Origin of the sequence: Brevundimonas viscosa, assembly GCF_900116065.1 — a bacterium.
GTDB lineage: Bacteria > Pseudomonadota > Alphaproteobacteria > Caulobacterales > Caulobacteraceae > Brevundimonas > Brevundimonas viscosa.
Genome location: NZ_FOZV01000003.1, coordinates 106,588 through 123,262, shown reverse-complemented (window position 1 = coordinate 123,262; position 16,675 = coordinate 106,588). Strand labels below are relative to the sequence as shown.

Sequence of the window (16,675 nt, the reverse complement as noted above, 5' to 3'; positions counted from 1 at the left end):
CATGAAGAAGACCCTGGTCCTGATCGCGGCCGCAGCCGGCCTTGCGCTCGTCGCCCAGCCGGCCGCCGCGGCCGGCGGCAAGGGCCACGCCCTCCGCGACGGCAACTTCAGCTTCGAGGGCCCGTTCGGGACCTTCGACCAGGGCCAGCTGCAGCGCGGCTACAAGGTCTATCGCGAGGTCTGCGCCTCGTGCCATGCCATGGACCTGATGTCCTTCCGCACGCTCGCGGAGCCGGGCGGCCCCTTCTACGACGCCCACCAGGCGAGCGCGGCCGAGAACCGCTTCGTCAGGGCGCTGGCCAAGGAAGTGCAGATCGCCGACATCGACACCGAGACCGGCGAGCCGATCATGCGGGACGGCACGGCGGCGGACCGCTTCCCCAACCCGTATCCCAACGCCACGGCCGCGGCCGCGGCGAACGGCGGCGCCGCTCCCCCGGACCTGTCGGTGATGGCCAAGGCCCGTCACGGCGGCGCCCGCTACATCTATTCGCTGCTGACCGGCTACCTGAACCCGCCGGCCGAGCTGCAGATCCGGCCGGGCCAGTACTACAACGCCTACATGGCCGGCGATCTGACGCCGTTCATGCCGGAAGGGTCGCACGACGTTCCGCCGGGCGGCTTCATCGCCATGCCCAACCCGCTGATGGACGGCCAGGTGACCTATGACGACGGCTCGGCCGAGACGGCCGACCAGTACGCCCGCGACGTCTCCGCCTTCATCGCCTGGGCTTCGGATCCCAAGCAGGTGCAGCGCAAGCAGTCCGGGGTCGGCACGCTGATCTTCCTGCTGCTGTTCGCCGGCATCACCTACATGAGCTACCGCCGCATCTGGAAGGGCGTGGCCCACTAGGGCCGAACCGCCAGCCGACGAGACGATGGACCCGCCGGAGTATCGCTCCGGCGGGTTTTCGTTGGCCTCCGCCGCAGGCGGGGCGCATCGACAGCCCCCGATGGGCGCCCTAGGGTCCGGCCCCTGTTCAAAGGCTGAGGGTGACCTGTCCATGCGTCCGTTCGCTTCCGCCGCCGCGCTCGCGGCCGGCTTCCTGCTCGCCGCTTGCGCCACGACGCCGACATCCGGCGGCAACGCCGCCCTCTTCAATCCGGCCCGGCTGTCCGAGCACGCCCGCGTCCTGTCCGACGACAGCTTCCAGGGGCGCGGCATCGCCACCCCGGCGGAAGACATGGTGGTGCGCTATCTGAGCGAGCAGTACGCCGCCGCGGGCTTCCAGCCCGGCGGTCCGAACGGCTCATGGACCCAGGACGTGACGCTGAACCGCTTTTCGGCCTCCGACGTCGAGGCGCGGCTGGAGGTGGACGGCCAGGCCATCCCGCTGAACCAGGGTCGGGAGATCATCATCTCCACCCGCCTGCCGGGCTCCGAGGTCGACCTGCGCGACAAGCCGCTGGTCTTCGTCGGCTACGGCATCGACGCCCCCGAGCGCCAGTGGGACGACTTCAAGGATGTCGACGTGCGCGGCAAGGTGATCGTCGTGCTGGTCAACGACGCCGACTTCGAGGATCCGTCGCTGAACACCTTCAACGGCCGGGCCATGACCTACTACGGCCGCTGGACCTACAAGTACGAGGAGGCGGCCCGGCAGGGCGCGGCGGGCACGATCATCGTTCACGAGAACGACCCGGCGTCCTACGGGTGGGCCACGGTGCAGAACAGCTGGACCGGTCCGCAATTCGACATCGTCCGCCAGAACGCCGCCGCCGAGCGGGCGCCGATGGAGGCGTGGATCCAGCGCGACGTGGCGGTGGACCTGTTCCGCCGCGCCGGCCTCGACTTCGAGGCCCTGAAGACCTCGGCCCGCAGCCGCGACTTCCGTCCCGTCGAGCTGCCGGGCGCGACCTTCAGCGGCTCGTTCGACGTGGCCACCCAGCAGGTGACCACCCGCAACGTCATCGCCCGCCTGCCGGGGACGACGCACCCGGACGAGACCATCCTCTACACCGCCCACTGGGATCACATCGGCGTCGGCGAGCCCGACGCCAATGGCGACGCCATCTTCAACGGCGCCGTGGACAACGCCACAGGCACCGCCGGCCTGCTGGAGCTGGCCCGCGCCTTCGGCCAGGGCCCCCGGCCGGAGCGCTCCATCGTGATGATCAGCTTCACCGCCGAGGAAAGCGGCCTGCTGGGCTCGGAATACTACGCCGCCAATCCGGTCTGGCCGCTGGAGACCACGGTGGCCGGGTTCAACATCGACGCGATGAACGTCTACGGCCGCGTCGCCAACGTCGACGTCATCGGCTACGGCCAGTCGGAACTGGACGAGCGGGTGCAGGCCGCAGCCGAGGCCCAGGGTCGCACCATCCGGCCGGACGCCAATCCGGCCGCGGGCAGCTACTTCCGGTCCGACCACTTCCCGCTCGCCAAGCGCGGCGTGCCGATGGCCTATGTCGACGGCGGCGGCGAGTTCCTCGACGAACCCATCGCGCCGCGCAACGCCGCCCGCGACGAGTACACCGCCCGTCGCTATCACCAGGCCGACGACGAATGGTCGCCCGAGTGGGACCTGCGCGGGCAGGCCGAGGATCTGGCGCTGATCTACGGCCTCGGTCTGGAGCTCGCCAACAGCCGCGCCTGGCCGGGCTGGAAGCCGGGCTCGGAGTTCGGCCCGGCCCGCGCCGCCAGCGAGAACGCCCGGCGCTGAGCCCGGCAGATGACGAAAACTTAACGGGCAGTCCCGCGGGGCCGCCCTAGAGTGCCCTCCTCGTTCCGGGGATGGAGTCCTTCATGTTTCGCAAGCTCGCGGGCGGCGTCGCCCTCGCCGCCGTGCTTCTGGCCGCCGGCGCCGCATCGGCGCAGGACTTCTCGGCGGAGCGGATCAGCAACGATATCCGCACCATCAGCGCCGACGAATTCCAGGGACGCTATCCCGGGACCGAGGGCGAGCGGATGACCCTCGAGTGGCTGCAGGGGCAGTACGAGGCCATGGGTCTCCAGCCCGGCGGCCCGGACGGCCAGTGGCTGCAGGGCGTCGAGCTCAGGCGCTTCACGCCCGTGGAGGGCGCCACAGCGAGCTGGACCGGTCCGGACGGCGCCGCGCATCCGCTGACGGTCGGAACCGAGGTCGTGATCCGGGCGGCGACCAACGACGGCCGGGCTTCGATCCAGAACGCCGGCGTGGTCTTCGCCGGCCACGGCATCTACGCGCCGGAGCGGAACTGGGACGACTACGGCGACCTCGACGTGCGCGGCAAGGTGGTCATCGTCATGGCCGGAGAGCCCGACGGCGAGCTCTTCAACGGGCCGTACGCCACCAACTACCAGTCGGCCGCCTACAAGGCCGACGAGGCCTTCCGCCGCGGCGCGGTCGGCGTCCTGACCCTCGTCCAGCAGCCGGCGGGGTCGCCCCAGTGGCAGGGCCTGGTGCGGGCCAACAGCCGTACCCGAACGATGACGCCGGGCGCGGCCGACCTCGAGTTCTCCGGCGCGATCAGTCACGACACGGCCCTGGCGTGGGCGACGGCGGCCGGCCTTGACGTCAGCCAGCTGCCGAACGTCGCCGACGGCTCGTTCATGGCCATGGCCCTCGACGGCGTGTCCCTCTCCGTCGATGCGTCAGAGACCGTCGAGACCCTGGTCACCCACAACCTGCTCGCCCGCATCCCCGGGACCGAGCGGCCGAACGAGACGATCATCTACTCCGCCCACTGGGACCACGTCGGCGGGGCCGCCCAGCATCCGGGCGTCGAGGGCGACAACATCTGGAACGGCGCCTGGGACAACGCCTCGGGCACCATCGGCGTACTTGAGATGGCCCGCCAGCTGAGCCAGGCGCCCCGTCCCGAGCGCTCGATCGTCTTCGCCCACATGGCCGCCGAGGAGATGGGTCTGCTGGGCGCCTACGCCTACGCCGCCGACCCCGTGTACCCGCTCGAGACCACCGTCGCCGACATCAACATCGACATGCTGCCCCTGTCGGGCCCGACCCGGGACATCCCCATCTTCGGCAAGGGGCAGAACGAGCTGGAGGACCGGCTGCAGGCGCTGGCCGAGCCGCTGGGGCGCTACGTCTCCGACGACGGCATGCCCGAGCAGGGCTTCTACTACCGCTCCGACCATTTCCCCTTCGCCCGTATGGGCGTGCCCGCGATCATGCCCTGGCACGGCTGGGACTGGGTCGACGGCGGTCGCGCGGCCGGCGAGGCGGCGTGGCGGGCGAAGTTCGCCGCCGACTACCACAAGCCGTCCGACGAATGGTCGGCCGACTGGGACCTGACCTCGGCGGTGGAGAACCTGACCCTGCTGTACCGGCTCGGGCTCGACCTCGCCAACAGCGAGGACTGGCCGGGCTGGAAGCCGAGCTCGGAGTTCGCCGTCGTCCGCGCCCGCTCCGACGCGGCGCGGCAATAGGGCGCGAGGCGTGGCCGTCGTCGTCCGCCCGCTGACCGGCGACGGCTCGCCGCCCGCCGAGGGCCAGTACGCCCAGGCCGCCGAGGTGACCGGCGCGACCCGCTGGCTCTACCTCTCGGGCCAGATCCCGGTCGCCCCCGACGGCTCGCTGGCGCGCGACTTCACCGGCCAGTGCGAGCAGGCCTGGGACAATCTCGAAACCCAGCTGCGCGCGGCGGGCATGACGCTGGACAACCTCGTCAAGGTGACCACCTTCCTGTCGGACCGGAAATACGCCCTGGAGAACCGCGAGGTGCGGCTGCGTCGGCTCGGCGGCCGTCAGACCGCACTGACGGTGATCGTCACCGGCATCTTCGACGAGGCCTGGCTGGTCGAGATCGAGGCCGTGGCGGCGGCGTAACGCCGCCTTGTCGATCGCAGTCTTGCGGCGCAGCGTGGCGCGATGAGCCGCTGGTCGCCCAAGCCCGCCCCCGATGATCCCGACGGACTGATCCTGTTCGACGGCGCGTGCGTCTTCTGTTCCCGCTGGGTGCGCTTCGTCATCGCCCGTGACCGGGCGCGACGGTTCACCTTAGTGCCGATCCAGTCGGTCCGGGGCAGGGAACTGGCCGGGCGCTTCGGTATCGACCCCGACGTCCCGGAGACCAACGCCGTGGTCCTGGGCGGGCGGATCTTCTTCAAGTCCGACGCGGCGCTGACGGTGCTGGGGGCGCTTCCGTCCACGCGGCCGATGGCGATTCTGAAGTTCGCGCCGCGCGCGCCGCGGGACTTCGCCTACGATCTTGTCGCCCGCAACCGGTACCGCATCTTCGGACGGACCGAAGCGTGCATGGTTCCGTCGGCTGAGGATCGCGCGCGGTTCCTCGGCTGAGGAGGGGCCGGGACTGACGGCTGCGTTCAGCCTCCCACGCTCTGCCCGGGCCGCTCGTTGTCCCAGATCATGTGCAGGATCGACCAGAGGCCGTCCGGACCGCGGCACAGCTGGATGGAATTGATCCCGCGCCGCTCCGGCTCGGGGTCGGCCGGGTCGTTGCGCGCCTCGTAGACGCTCCACACGTGGGCCATGTTGCCGAACACGTCGATGTGGCGGTCGATCTCGACCTCGTAGAAGCCGGTCGTCTCGAAGAAGGGCGTGACGTTCGCCTCGTACGCGTCGCGGCCCATGACCAGCATCGCCGGCCGGCCGTCGGCGTCCAGCCAGGTGCGCGCCTGGCGGCTGTCGGGGTGGAAGATCTCGCGCTGGGTCGCCCAGTCGCGCGGCCCGGCCGGGCCGGAGATGCAGGCGTACATGGCGTCGACCACCGCCCCGATGTCGGACCGGTCGACCATCAGGCGCGCTTCCGCACGAACACGGTCCCGGCCGAATAGCCGGCGCCGAAGCTGCAGATCAGACCGGTCTCGCCGGGGGCGAAGCCGTCCTGGTGCAGGTGGAAGGCGATGATCGAGCCGGCCGAGGAGGTGTTCGCGTAGTCGTCGAGGATGATGACGTTCTCCTCCGGCGTCGGCTCGCGGCCCAGCACCTTGCGGCCGATCAGTTCGTTCATGTTGATGTTGGCCTGGTGCAGCCACAGCCGCTTCAGCTGCGCCGGGTCGAGCCCCAGGTCGCGGGCGTGGTCGACGATCATTTCCGCCACCATCGGCACCACGTCCTTGAACACCTTCCGCCCCTGCTGGACGAACATCTTGTCCGTCAGCCCGGTGGCGGCGACCGGCTCGGTTCCGCCGGTCGGCAGGGCCGCCTTGTTCAGGAAGCCGAAATTGTTGCGGATGTTGTTCGAGAAGACGGTCTTCAGCCGCGTGCCGAGGATTTCCCAGCCGTCGACAGCCTGATCCGCCGCCTCGACGATCACCGCCGTCGCCACGTCGCCGAAGATGAAGTGACTGTCGCGGTCGCGGAAGTTCAGGTGGGCCGAGCAGATCTCCGGATTGACCATCAGCACCGCCTTCACCGACCCCGAAGCGATGAAGTCGGCGGCGGTCTTCAGCCCGAAGGTGGCCGAGGAGCAGGCCACGTTCATGTCGAAGGCGAAGCCCTCGACGCCCAGCGCCTGCTGCACCTCGATGGCCATGGCCGGGTAGGGGCGCTGCATGTTCGAGGCGGCGCAGATCACCGCTCCGATCTCCGAGGCCGGCTTGCCCCAGCGTTCCAGCGCCTGCCGGGCCGCCTTCACCGCCATCTCGGCGAGGATCGACAGCTCGTCGTTGCTGCGCTCGGGCAGGTGGGGGGCCATCCGCGACGGGTCCAGCACGCCCGCCTTGTCGAGCACGAAGCGCGAGCGGATGCCCGAGGCCTTTTCGATGAACTCGGCGGAGGAGTGGGTCAGCGGCTCGACCGCTCCGGCCTCGATTTCGGCGGCGTGGTCGGCGTTGTAGCGGTCGGCGAAGGCGTTGTAGGCGGTCACCAGTTCGGCGTTGGAGATCGACTGTTCCGGCGTGAACAGGCCGGTGGCGGCGATGACGGCTTGGGTCATGGAGTCCCGATGCGCTCCGGCGCCCGGACCGGGCGCGTTCTGTTTCTGGACGGACTGGATACGCCGCTCAGCGCCCCGGGTCGAGCCGGGCCAGCAGTCGCTCGGCTGCGGCCAGATGAAGCCGCTCGACCATGCGTCCGTCGATGCGAATGGCGCCCTTGCCGGCCGCCTCGGGCGCGGCGAACGCCGCCACGAGGGCGCGCGCCTGCGCCACCTCTTCCGCCGAAGGCGAGAAGGCGGCGTTGGCCGGTTCGATCTGGGACGGATGGATCAGGCTCTTGCCGTCGAAGCCGAACAGGCGGGCCTGGGCGCATTCGGCGGTCAGGCCGTCGGCGTCGGCGAAGTCGTTGTATACCCCGTCGATCGCCAGCAGGCCGTGCGCCCGGGCCGCCGCGACGGCGGCGGCGAGCCACGGCTTCAGCGGCTCACGATCCGGCGCCGCTCCGGTCCCGAGACCGACCGCCAGGTCGTTCACGCCCAGCATCAGCGCCTCCAGCGGCGTGGCCGAGGCCGCGCGGGCGATGGCGGGGAGGTCGAGCAGGGCGCCCGGCGTCTCGATCATGGCCCACAGGGCCGCCCCGGCGGGAACGCGTCCTGCGAGACTCCGAACCGCCGCGGCGTCGTCCACCTTTGGGGCGACGATCAACTGGACGCCGCTGGCCGCCAGGGCCGCGAGATCGGCCTCGCCCCAGGGCGTGTCCAGGCCATTGATCCTGACCCCGAGACGCGGCGCAAACCCGCCCGCGCGCACCGCCTCGACGGCGGCGGCGCGGGCGTCGGACTTGGCCTCGGGGGCGACGGCGTCCTCGAGGTCGAGGATGGCGACGTCGCAGGGCAGGCTGCGGACCTTGTCGATCGCCCGCGGATTGCTGGCCGGCAGGAACAGGACCGAGCGGGCCGGGCGCATCAGACGCGGCCGACGACCGGGATCAGGGCGCCGGTGACGGCCCGGCTCTCCGGCGAGGCCAGGAACAGCATGACCCGGGCGAGATCGGCCGGCCGCACCCACTTCGCCGGGTCGGCGTCGGGCATGTCGGCGCGGTTCTGCGCCGTGTCGAGGATCGAAGGCAGGACGGCGTTGACGGTGACGGAGGTCGCCTTCAGCTCTTCGGCCAGACTCTCGGTCAGGCGGTGAACCCCGGCCTTGGAGGCGGCGTAGGCCCCCATGCCCGCGGCCGCCTTCAGCGCGCCATTGGCCCCCACGTTGACGATCCGGCCCTCGTCCGACTGTTTCAGCCAGGGCAGGGCGGCCCGGCTGGCGTTCAGGGCCGTCTTCAGGTTCAGCGCGTGCATCCGGTCCCACGCCGGCTCCGCGTCGTCGGTGGTCTGCCAGACGAAGCCGCCGGCGACGTTGAGCAGGGCGTCGAGGCGGCCGAAGCGCTCGCCGACCGCGTCCATGGCGCGGCACGCGGCCTCTGCATCGGTCAGGTCGACGCCGCCCAGCTCCAGAACGCCCTCGGGGACCGGGTGACCGGCGGCATGGTCGATCACGGCGACCTGCAGGCCGTCGGCGACGGCCGCTTCGACCACCGCGCGGCCCAGCACCCCGTGTCCGCCGGTCACGGCGATCACCCGTTGCGTCATGTCGTCCTCCTGTGCGTCCGGCTTAGCAGATGATCAGGCGGCGAACACCTTGGCCATCAGCCGCTCAAGGGCGGCCGCGTCGACCGCGTCGAAGGCGGCCTTCTCCACCGCGTCGACGTCCAGAACGGCGATCAGCCGGCCGTCGGCGTCCGACACCGGGACCACGATCTCGCTGGCCGAGCGGCTGTCGCAGGCGATGTGGCCGGGGAAGGCGTGGACGTCCTCGACGATCTGGGTGGTCCCGGTGGCCGCCGCCGCGCCGCAGACGCCGCGCCCGAACGGGATGCGCAGGCAGCCGAGCGTGCCCTGGTAGGGTCCGACCACCAGCTCGTTCCCCTTGGCGCTGTCGACCACATAGAAGCCGGTCCAGAAGAAGGCGGGGAAGGCGTCGGCCAGCATCGAAGCGACCGTCGCCATCCGCGCGACCCGGTCCGGCTCGCCGTCCAGCACCGCCAGGATCTCGTCTTCCAGTTCGGCGTAGCGTTCGGCCTTGTCGGCGGGGCGGTCGTCGCGGGCGACGTAGGACATCGGGCAATCTCCGGGAGGGGGCCGGATATAGGCGGGCGGCCCGCCGCTGGCGAGAGGTCCGGAACTCGCCTGACAGGCGAACCCGCAACTGTCTGATTCGCTTCGAAGAGTCCGCTACCGGTCACAAAATGGCCGCCCTGCGGCAACGCTTTGTCGCAAAACGGCGTTAACCTTGACAGGACCTTAACTGGACCGGACTGTTCGGTCGCGCAAAGGTTAACGGAGGGGCGGAGCCCGCCGTTCAGGGGTGTGCGAGGGAGAATGGCCGAGAGCGAAGCCAGGCAGGAGGGGCGCTCGCGGTCCGGCCGCTCGCGCGGACCCGCGGCGGTGGCCGCGGTGGCGGGCGTGCTCGCCGTGGCGGCCCTGACCATGGCGTCCTGCGGGGATCGCGGCGGCGTTCGCTTCTGGCAGGGCGACGTGCGCGCAAACAGCTGCCCGCGTCCGGCGTCGCTTACCGGGTCCGAGTTCAACGCCCAGGAAACCGGGCTGCGGGCGCTGCGTCGCGCGGCGTTTCGCGGCGACTTCTTCGCCCAGCTGGAGCTCGGCTCGCGCTACTCGGCGACGCGCGCCACCGACAAGAACATCGAGGATCCGATCGAGGCGGCGACCTGGTACGCCATGGCCCTGGCCAACGACGAGGGTTACGCCCCGATCAACCGGGTGAACCGCAACGGCTGGGGCGGATGGCGGCCCCTGTCACGCTACGACGACTGCCGGGCCTGGGAACGTCACAACGCCTACCAGCGCCTCGACCGCCTGCTGGGCCAGATGACCCGCGAGGAGCAGGAGGAGGTTCGCGACCGGGTGATCTATGTGCTGTCGACACAGGACGCCGACGGTTTCCGCACGCTCGCCCGCCTGCACGACGGCCTCTATGGCCCGTTCGGGGAGCCGGAGGACAATCGCGAGGCGCGCGAGGCCTGGGGCCGGGGCGGCGACCATCGGGCCGGCGGCGACCGGCGCCGGCGCGGCTACCAGACCGCGGTCAACCTGTTCCAGCGGAACGACGTGGACGCGTACCTCTACAACTATCTCGCCGTGCAGACCGGCGACGTCGGGGCCTATGTGCTGATGAGCGACTTCGAGCGCTCGGCCCCGGGACGCAGCCGCTACCGCGGGTTCGTCGAGGCCAAGGCCCGGCAGTGGACGCCGCCCTACGAATTCTATCCCAACGATGCGCCTCAGTCGGGGGTGCCGTTCTCCGACGAGAGCCGTCCGCGCGGCGACGCCTGGGAATACGCCCTGTCGCGCATGGGCGGGGAACTGCCGTTCATCCACGTCGGGCGGGCCCTGCGCTATCTGGGGATCACCGACACGGCTGCGCAGCGGCCGGAAGATCTGTCGAAACGCCAGATCGAGACGCTCGAGGCCATGCTCGGCCATCCGATGGAGGGGCGGCTGTCCTACCTGGAGCGCGTCCGGGCGATCCAGCTCGCGTCGGTCAACGGCTCGTCCGAGGCCCAGCTGGTGCTGGCCGTCATGTACGCCGAGGGCATCGGCCTGCCGGCGGACTACGCCCGCGCCTTCAAGTGGTTCGAGGAGGCGGCCCGGCAGGGCAGCCCCGAGGCCAAGTTCGCCATGTCCAGTTACTTCGCCCTGGGGGTGTCGGGCGTCGCCGACCAGGACAAGGCCCAGGCCGTGGCGCTCCGCATCGACTCCGCCCTCTCCGGCTTCGGCCCCTCGGCCGGGCGGTTGCAGGCGGTGCTCGCCCAGGTCTCCCGTTCGCAGCGCCGCTAAGGAGGGCGTGAACCATGTCGACCCGCACCCCCATCGGCCTGATCGGCGGCGGCGCCGTCATCTTCGCGGCGATCGCAGCCTTCGCCCTGCTCGATGCTCCGGGCGCGAACGCCCAGGTGGCGGCCAAGGTCGAGAGTCAGACGCGTCCGAACTTCGGCCTGCTGCTCGACCCGCCCACCCGGACGTATCGCAGCCGCGGCGCCCACCATCGCCGGTACGACTACCGTCGCCACCGTCCGGACTGGCGGCCCGACTACCATCCCGGCGGCTACCGCCCCGGCGGCGAGGAGATCGTGCTGGTCGACTGCGGCGGCAATCCCGGCACGGGCGCGGTCGAGGATGCGGTGCGTCGGGTGCGTCCTGGCGGAACCCTGGTGCTGCGCGCCCGCGGCGGCCCCTGCGTGGGATGGCTGAACATCGACAAGCCGCTGACCCTGATCGGGGAGGGCGGCTTCGACCCGCGCGACTGGGACCGCACGGACCAGCTGACCCTGCAGGCCCCCGACGGTCTGCCGTGCATGACGGTGGCGCAGGGGGTGCGGGTGGACGTCCGCGACGTGGTCTTCGCCTCGCCCCGCGCCGGGGACGCGGCCTGCATCGTCGGCTACGGCGCCGAGATCGTCATGAACCGGGTCGGCTTCCGCCACGCCGGCGACGAGGCCGCCATCTACGCCGATGGCGGCCTGGTCGACATCCGCAACGCCGTGCTCGACGCCCAGACCATCGCCCCGGCCATCGTCGCCGACGGGGCGGTGCTGAACGCCTGGGAACTGACGGTGCTCGGCGCCCAGTCGGGCCTTGAGCTCATCCCCGGCCCCGGCCAGACGTCGCGCATCTCCGCCACGACCCTCAAGGGGACCAACGCGCCCAACAGCTTCGGTCCCCGCTCGATCGGTCTGATGGTGCGCTCGGGCCGCGACTATGGCCGCGTCGAGGTCGAGAACACCGCCATCTGCGGCTACGTCGAGGGCGTGGTGGTCGAGGGCGCCTCGGTCTCCGTCAAGGACAGCCGCATCTGCCGGTCCGACAAGGGCGCCGTCCTCTACAGCGGCGAACTGCGCCTCGAGGACAGCCGCATCCGCGCCTCGACGGTCGGCGTTGCGGCCGCCGCCGGCCATGCGGTGATCATCGACAACGTCTTCGCCGGCCGCATGCAGGAGGTCATCTACCGGGAACCGCGCGCCAGCGTGGAGGCGCACGGCAACCGCGTCTGGTCGCAGTCGATCTGCCGCCCGCAGTTCCGCGATCGCTACCGCGGCCGCTATGAGCCGTACTGGCGCCCCGGCGACGGCTGGGAGTGCGCCGACGGGGCCTATCCGCGCGACTGGTGGGAGGCCGAGGACGGCATGCTGGGCCTGCCCTACTACGACGACGGCTACCAGCTCGACGGCTACGACCGGTACCGCGACGGCTACGGCTGGTACGACCGCGACGGGCGCTACATCGGCGACGAGCGCTGGCGCGGCGATGACCGCTGGACCCGCGGCGGGGGCTGGCGCAGGTAGGAAACCGCTCTCAACGGAAGCTGGCCAGACAGCGCCGCGCGACGCCGACCGCTCGCGTGGCGCGGCCGGTGGGGAACCCGAGACCCTGCTGGCCCCTCACGGCCACGCCGACCTGATCAGACGAGGCCATCCGGTTCACCGCATCGGCGTCGGCGTCGAGGCTGAGTTCGACATAGACCGTCCTGGCGTCGATGTACTCGAAGCCGATGTGCCCCGAGATGTCGTGAACCTCGTTCTGGTTCACCACGTACTGGAACTCGGTGGGCTGGAGGCGGCCCCAGTCGACCGCGTCCCGGTCGCGGACCGATTGAAGCTGGGGAAAGCGGAAGGAGATCGTCACCTCTTCCTCGCCCGGCTCGAAACGATAGACAGCCTGGGCGGGATTGGCGCCCGCCGTCATATCCTTGAACAGGATGCAGGCCTGGCCGTACCAGATGTCGTCGCTGTCCAGCTTCTTGACCTGCCAGCCGTCGACATCGCCGTAGTGCGTCAGTCCGGGTATTCCGTCGAATGCGGTCTGGGCTGCGACCGGCGTCGCGAGCACCAGCGCCGCGACCGCGACGCCGGCGGCTGACTTCCTGAGGGTGGTGATCATCTGCGACTCCCGAGCCCGTTCCGCTACGGCGGGATGATAGAGGAGCCAACCTTCGCGGGAAACTGATGACTTCCACCGCACGCGGTAGGCCCGGCAGGACTCGAACCTGCAACCAGACCGTTATGAGCGGTCGGCTCTAACCATTGAGCTACGGGCCCGCCGTGGCGGATTACCCGCCTAGCAGGCGCCGGCGAGGCTTGCCAAGCGTCATGGGGCGGGCCCAACGTGTCGCCCGGATGAACGGAACCTGCCGACCGTCTCCGGCGCTTGTTCAGTCGCCAACGGCCAAGGTGTCGCCACGGTCCGCCTCCAGCGTGGAGCGACGGACCGCCTCGCATCAGGAGACCGCCATGAATCGCCCGACCATCGCCAGAGCCGCCGCCGCCCCCGCCCTGTCCAACCGCGTGCTGCTCGTCAGCGGCGGCCTGCTGGCGGCCGCCACGCTGGCGTTCGCGGCTCCGGCCGCGCGCGCCCAGTCGCAGCCCGACGGCGGCGCGCCCCTGACCATCCAGGCCGTGACCGAGCGCCCCGCCCTCAACCTGTCGGCCTATGGGGAGGTCAAGGTCGCCCCGGATATGGCCGTCATCAACTTCGCGGTGGTCACCGAGGCCCCCACCGCCGCGGAGGCCATGCGCCAGAACGCGACGCAGATGAACCAGGTCATGGCCGCCCTGCGCGGGAGCGGGATCGCCGGGCGCGACGTGCAGACCTCGGGGCTGAACCTGTCCGCCCAGTACGACTACCAGCAGAACGAACCGCCCCGCCTGCGCGGTTACCAGGCGTCGAACCAGGTGACGGTGACGATCAACGATCTGGACCGGGTGGGCCAGACCGCCGACGCGGTGGTCGCCGCCGGCGTCAACCAGATCGGCGGCATCTCCTTCGGTCTGCAGGATCCGACCGCGGCCGAGAACCGGGCGCGCCAGCTGGCCGTGCGCAACCTTCAGGCCAAGGCTGCCCTCTACGCGGACGCGCTCGGCGTGTCGCTGGGCGGAGTCCGTTCGCTGACGGAAGGCGGCGGCTACGCCCCGCGCCCGCCGGCGCCGATGTACGCCCGCGCCGAGATGGCCATGGACGCCGGGTCCACGCCCGTGTCGGCCGGCGAACTGGCGGTGCGGATCGACATCACCGGGGTCTACGACCTCGGCCGCTGAACCGGACGGGAAGGGCGCCTGCGAAGCGGGAGCCCTTCAGTCCTCGCCCCGCGCCAGCATCAGACCGAGGGCGAAGTTGAGCAGGTTGGCCACCAGGGCGATCGCCAGGGTGGTCACCGCATCCAGCTCCATCAGGAACAGCGGGCCGCTCCACGGCAGGCCGGTGACCATCGCGGGCAGAAAGGTGACCCGCTCCGGCGGGAAGCCGAGGGCCCCGAGACCGCCGGGCATGGTCAGCAGCACGGCGACCGCGGCGGCGACGGCCCAGGCCCCGAACAGGCTCCAGCGCAGGATGCGAAAGGTGCGGCTCATCGGTGAAGCTCCCGCCGGAAGGAGAGGCTCCGCAAGCGCCGCCGTCAAGCCGCGCGCTTGATCTCGTTGCGGTCGTCCAGCAGCACCACGGTCGGCGACCACTGGCGGGCCTCTTCCTGCGGCAGCTGGCCGTAGGTGACCACGATCACCTTGTCGTTCTTCTGCACCAGTCGCGCGGCCGCGCCGTTGACGCCGATCACGCGCGACCCGCGCGGAGCCTCGATGGCGTAGGTGGTGAACCGCTGGCCGTTGGTGATGTTCAGCACGTCGACCTGCTCGTGCGGCAGGATGCCGGCCGCGTCCAGCAGGTCGGCGTCGATGGCGATCGAGCCCTCGTAGTCGAGGTCGGCTTGGGTCACCGTCGCCCGGTGCAGCTTGGCCTTCATCAGGGTGACCAGCATGGGGAGTGCGGTCCCTTGGTGACGCGGGGCGATCCGCCCCCGCTCGCAGGCGGCTGATATAGGGCCTCCGCAGCCGCGCATCAATCGGTTGCGCTGCGTCGCAACATGCATGCTGCGGCGCATTCGCGCGTTACGCGACGTTCATTTGACGGGAAGACCCGCCGCCCTATGGTCCAATCCGGCCAACCCTCGGCCGACGTCCGGGCGACCATCCGTTCCATGAAGCAGTTCTTCCTTACCGTGGCGGGCGTTTTCGCCGGCCTGTTCCTGTTCCTGGTGGTGGTGCCGTTCGTGCTGATCGCCGTGGCGATCAGCACGGCCTCGTCCAAGGAGCCGACGCCGTCGCACGCGGTGCTGGAGCTGGACCTGCGCGACGGGCTGACCGACCAGACCCCCACCAATCCGTTCGCGGTGTTCGGCGGCTCCGGCCTGTCCACCCTGCAGGTCGTCGACACCCTCGCCCAGGCCGCCGACGACAGCCGCGTCAAGGTCCTGCTGATCCGCCTGCCGGAAGCCGGCGGCGTCACCCCCGCGGCCGCCGACGAGATCCGCCAGGCCGTGCGCCGCTTCCGCCGCTCGGGCAAGCCGGTCATCGCCCACAGCCAGGGCTTCCAGCCGGTGGGGACCAGCATCTCCGCCTACATGCTGGGCGCCTCCGCCTCCGAACTGTGGATGCAGAACACCGCCAGCTTCCAGGTGGCGGGCTTCTCCGCCGACTCGATCTTTCTCGGCCGGGCCTTCGACAAGTACGGCGTGAACGCCCAGTTCGAGCAGCGCTACGAATACAAGAACGCGGTCAACGAGTTCACCGAGAGCGACTTCACGCCCGCCCACCGCGAGGCGATGTCGGCGTGGATGGGATCGATCTACGCCTCGGCGATCGCCAATGCGGCGCAGGACCGGCGGCTGACGCCGCAGGCGCTGCGCGCGACCATCGAGGCCGGGCCGTACTCCTCGGCCCAGGCGTTGCAGCGTCGGCTGGTCGACAAGATCGGCCAGGTCGAGGAGGCCGAGGCCGAGGCGAAGCGCCGTGCCGGTCGGGGCGCCGAGATCATCGAGTTCGGGGACTATGTCTCCGCGAAGGGCGAGCGCAGCGGCTCCGGCCGCAACGCCATCGCCATTGTCGGCGGCGAGGGCACCATCATGACCGGCACGGGCGGCGGGGCCGATCCGTTCGGCGGCGGCTCGAACATCCGCTCCGACGATCTGGCCGAGGCCCTCTACGACGCGGTCGAGGACCGGGCGGTGAAGGCTATCGTGTTCCGCGTCTCCTCGCCCGGCGGCTCGCCGGAAGCCTCGGAGCAGATCCTCGCCGCCGTCCGCGCGGCCAAGGCGGCGGGCAAGCCGGTCGTCGTGTCCATGGGCGACTATGCGGCCTCCGGCGGCTACTGGATCAGTTCGGAAGCCAACTGGATCGTCGCCCAGCCGACCACGCTGACCGGTTCGATCGGCGTGTTCGGCGGCAAGTTCGTCCTCGCCGACGCGCTCGGCCGCTTCGGCGTCGACATGCGCAACCTCAGCATCGGCGGCGACTACGCCGGCGCCTTCTCGCCCTCGGAGCCGTTCACGGCCGAGCAGCGCGCCGCCTTCGCGGCTTCGATCGACCGGACCTATGAGGAGTTCATCACCCGGGTGTCCACCGGCCGGCGGTTGCCGCCGGCGCGGGTGCGCGAGATCGCCCGCGGCCGCGTCTGGACGGGGGCGCAGGCGCGCGAACTGGGCCTCGTCGACCAGCTCGGCGGCCTTGAGGAGGCCATCGCCAAGGCCCGCCAGCTGGCCCGCATCCCGGACGACGAGTCGGTGCGCTTCAAGCGGTTCCCGACGCCGGAATCGCCGTTCGAGGCGCTGTCGGAGATGTTCGGCGTGTCCGGCGAGGCGGCCCGGGTGCTGGTCGGCATCGGCGGCGTGATGAACGACCCGACCGCCGAGGCGGCGGTTCGCCGCATCCGGACCGAGCGGGCGCGGGCTTCGGGCGCATCCGTGCTGGCCGACCAGCCGTACTGACGCACACTCGCCTGT

17 protein-coding genes and 1 tRNA gene are annotated in these 16,675 nt (G+C 70.9%); 9 read left to right on the top strand and 9 right to left on the bottom strand.

What is annotated here, in order from left to right:
• The first annotated feature begins 1 nt into the window (after nt 1).
• The 5 genes from BM333_RS06980 to BM333_RS06960 all read left to right on the top strand — a co-directional run bounded on the left by BM333_RS06980 (nt 2) and on the right by BM333_RS06960 (nt 5,240).
• On the top strand, nt 2-853 hold the full coding sequence (locus BM333_RS06980) for a cytochrome c1 (RefSeq protein ID WP_092309642.1): 852 nt from the start codon (nt 2-4) through the stop codon (nt 851-853).
• 151 nt (nt 854-1,004) lie between these two features.
• Nucleotides 1,005-2,663 carry a M28 family metallopeptidase gene (locus BM333_RS06975; protein ID WP_092308934.1) on the top strand — a complete coding sequence of 553 codons (1,659 nt, stop codon included), beginning with the start codon at nt 1,005-1,007 and terminating at the stop codon, nt 2,661-2,663.
• An 83-nt stretch (nt 2,664-2,746) separates the two neighbouring features.
• The gene (locus BM333_RS06970) at nt 2,747-4,369 is read left to right on the top strand and encodes a M28 family peptidase (RefSeq protein WP_092308931.1); all 1,623 of its coding nucleotides are present in this window, start codon (nt 2,747-2,749) and stop codon (nt 4,367-4,369) included.
• A 10-nt stretch (nt 4,370-4,379) separates the two neighbouring features.
• Nucleotides 4,380-4,769 (top strand): RidA family protein, encoded by a 390-nt coding sequence (locus tag BM333_RS06965; RefSeq protein WP_245777179.1) that lies wholly within the window; start codon nt 4,380-4,382, stop codon nt 4,767-4,769.
• A gap of 42 nt (nt 4,770-4,811) precedes the next feature.
• Nucleotides 4,812-5,240: a thiol-disulfide oxidoreductase DCC family protein gene (locus BM333_RS06960; RefSeq protein WP_092308928.1), complete on the top strand. Its 429-nt coding sequence runs from the start codon at nt 4,812-4,814 to the stop codon at nt 5,238-5,240.
• A 26-nt stretch (nt 5,241-5,266) separates the two neighbouring features.
• On the opposite strand, the gene BM333_RS06955 is transcribed toward BM333_RS06960, so the two are convergent.
• The 5 genes from BM333_RS06955 to BM333_RS06935 form a co-directional block, all read right to left on the bottom strand.
• Complete coding sequence (locus BM333_RS06955) at nt 5,267-5,698, bottom strand: Cif family virulence factor (RefSeq protein ID WP_092308925.1); 432 nt, start codon at nt 5,696-5,698, stop codon at nt 5,267-5,269.
• Nucleotides 5,698-6,840: a beta-ketoacyl-ACP synthase III gene (locus BM333_RS06950; RefSeq protein WP_092308922.1), complete on the bottom strand. Its 1,143-nt coding sequence runs from the start codon at nt 6,838-6,840 to the stop codon at nt 5,698-5,700. Before BM333_RS06950 ends, BM333_RS06955 begins: the two co-directional genes overlap by 1 nt.
• Before the next feature lie 67 nt (nt 6,841-6,907).
• Nucleotides 6,908-7,747: an HpcH/HpaI aldolase/citrate lyase family protein gene (locus BM333_RS06945; RefSeq protein ID WP_092308919.1), complete on the bottom strand. Its 840-nt coding sequence runs from the start codon at nt 7,745-7,747 to the stop codon at nt 6,908-6,910.
• Nucleotides 7,747-8,424, bottom strand: coding sequence for an SDR family NAD(P)-dependent oxidoreductase (locus BM333_RS06940; RefSeq protein ID WP_092308916.1), 678 nt, complete (start codon nt 8,422-8,424; stop codon nt 7,747-7,749). Before BM333_RS06940 ends, BM333_RS06945 begins: the two co-directional genes overlap by 1 nt.
• A 33-nt stretch (nt 8,425-8,457) precedes the next feature.
• Complete coding sequence (locus BM333_RS06935) at nt 8,458-8,952, bottom strand: GAF domain-containing protein (protein ID WP_092308913.1); 495 nt, start codon at nt 8,950-8,952, stop codon at nt 8,458-8,460.
• 261 nt (nt 8,953-9,213) lie between these two features.
• Between BM333_RS06935 and BM333_RS06930 the strand changes: the two genes are divergently transcribed.
• Entirely contained in the window at nt 9,214-10,689 is a 1,476-nt protein-coding gene (locus BM333_RS06930) for a tetratricopeptide repeat protein (RefSeq protein ID WP_092308910.1), read from the top strand.
• Nucleotides 10,690-10,703: 14 nt separating this feature from the next.
• Nucleotides 10,704-12,194 (top strand): hypothetical protein, encoded by a 1,491-nt coding sequence (locus BM333_RS06925; RefSeq protein ID WP_092308907.1) that lies wholly within the window; start codon nt 10,704-10,706, stop codon nt 12,192-12,194.
• Nucleotides 12,195-12,204: 10 nt separating this feature from the next.
• On the opposite strand, the gene BM333_RS06920 is transcribed toward BM333_RS06925, so the two are convergent.
• Both BM333_RS06920 and BM333_RS06915 read right to left on the bottom strand, forming a co-directional pair.
• Nucleotides 12,205-12,789 (bottom strand): hypothetical protein, encoded by a 585-nt coding sequence (locus BM333_RS06920; protein WP_092308904.1) that lies wholly within the window; start codon nt 12,787-12,789, stop codon nt 12,205-12,207.
• A gap of 85 nt (nt 12,790-12,874) precedes the next feature.
• Nucleotides 12,875-12,947 (bottom strand) — tRNA-Ile (locus BM333_RS06915).
• A 192-nt stretch (nt 12,948-13,139) separates the two neighbouring features.
• Between BM333_RS06915 and BM333_RS06910 the strand changes: the two genes are divergently transcribed.
• Complete coding sequence (locus tag BM333_RS06910; RefSeq protein WP_092308901.1) at nt 13,140-13,943, top strand: SIMPL domain-containing protein; 804 nt, start codon at nt 13,140-13,142, stop codon at nt 13,941-13,943.
• A gap of 36 nt (nt 13,944-13,979) precedes the next feature.
• Here BM333_RS06910 and BM333_RS06905 read toward each other — a convergent pair whose 3' ends face one another.
• Together BM333_RS06905 and panD are read right to left on the bottom strand one after the other, a co-directional pair.
• Complete coding sequence (locus BM333_RS06905; RefSeq protein ID WP_092308898.1) at nt 13,980-14,255, bottom strand: hypothetical protein; 276 nt, start codon at nt 14,253-14,255, stop codon at nt 13,980-13,982.
• Between the two features lie 44 nt (nt 14,256-14,299).
• Nucleotides 14,300-14,656 (bottom strand): aspartate 1-decarboxylase, encoded by a 357-nt coding sequence (gene panD / locus BM333_RS06900; RefSeq protein WP_092308895.1) that lies wholly within the window; start codon nt 14,654-14,656, stop codon nt 14,300-14,302.
• Nucleotides 14,657-14,875: 219 nt separating this feature from the next.
• Here panD and sppA point away from each other — a divergent pair, with 219 nt between their 5' ends.
• A complete protein-coding gene (gene sppA / locus BM333_RS06895) occupies nt 14,876-16,660 on the top strand; it encodes a signal peptide peptidase SppA (RefSeq protein WP_092309637.1) in 1,785 nt (594 codons plus the stop codon).
• The last annotated feature ends 15 nt before the right edge of the window (nt 16,661-16,675 follow it).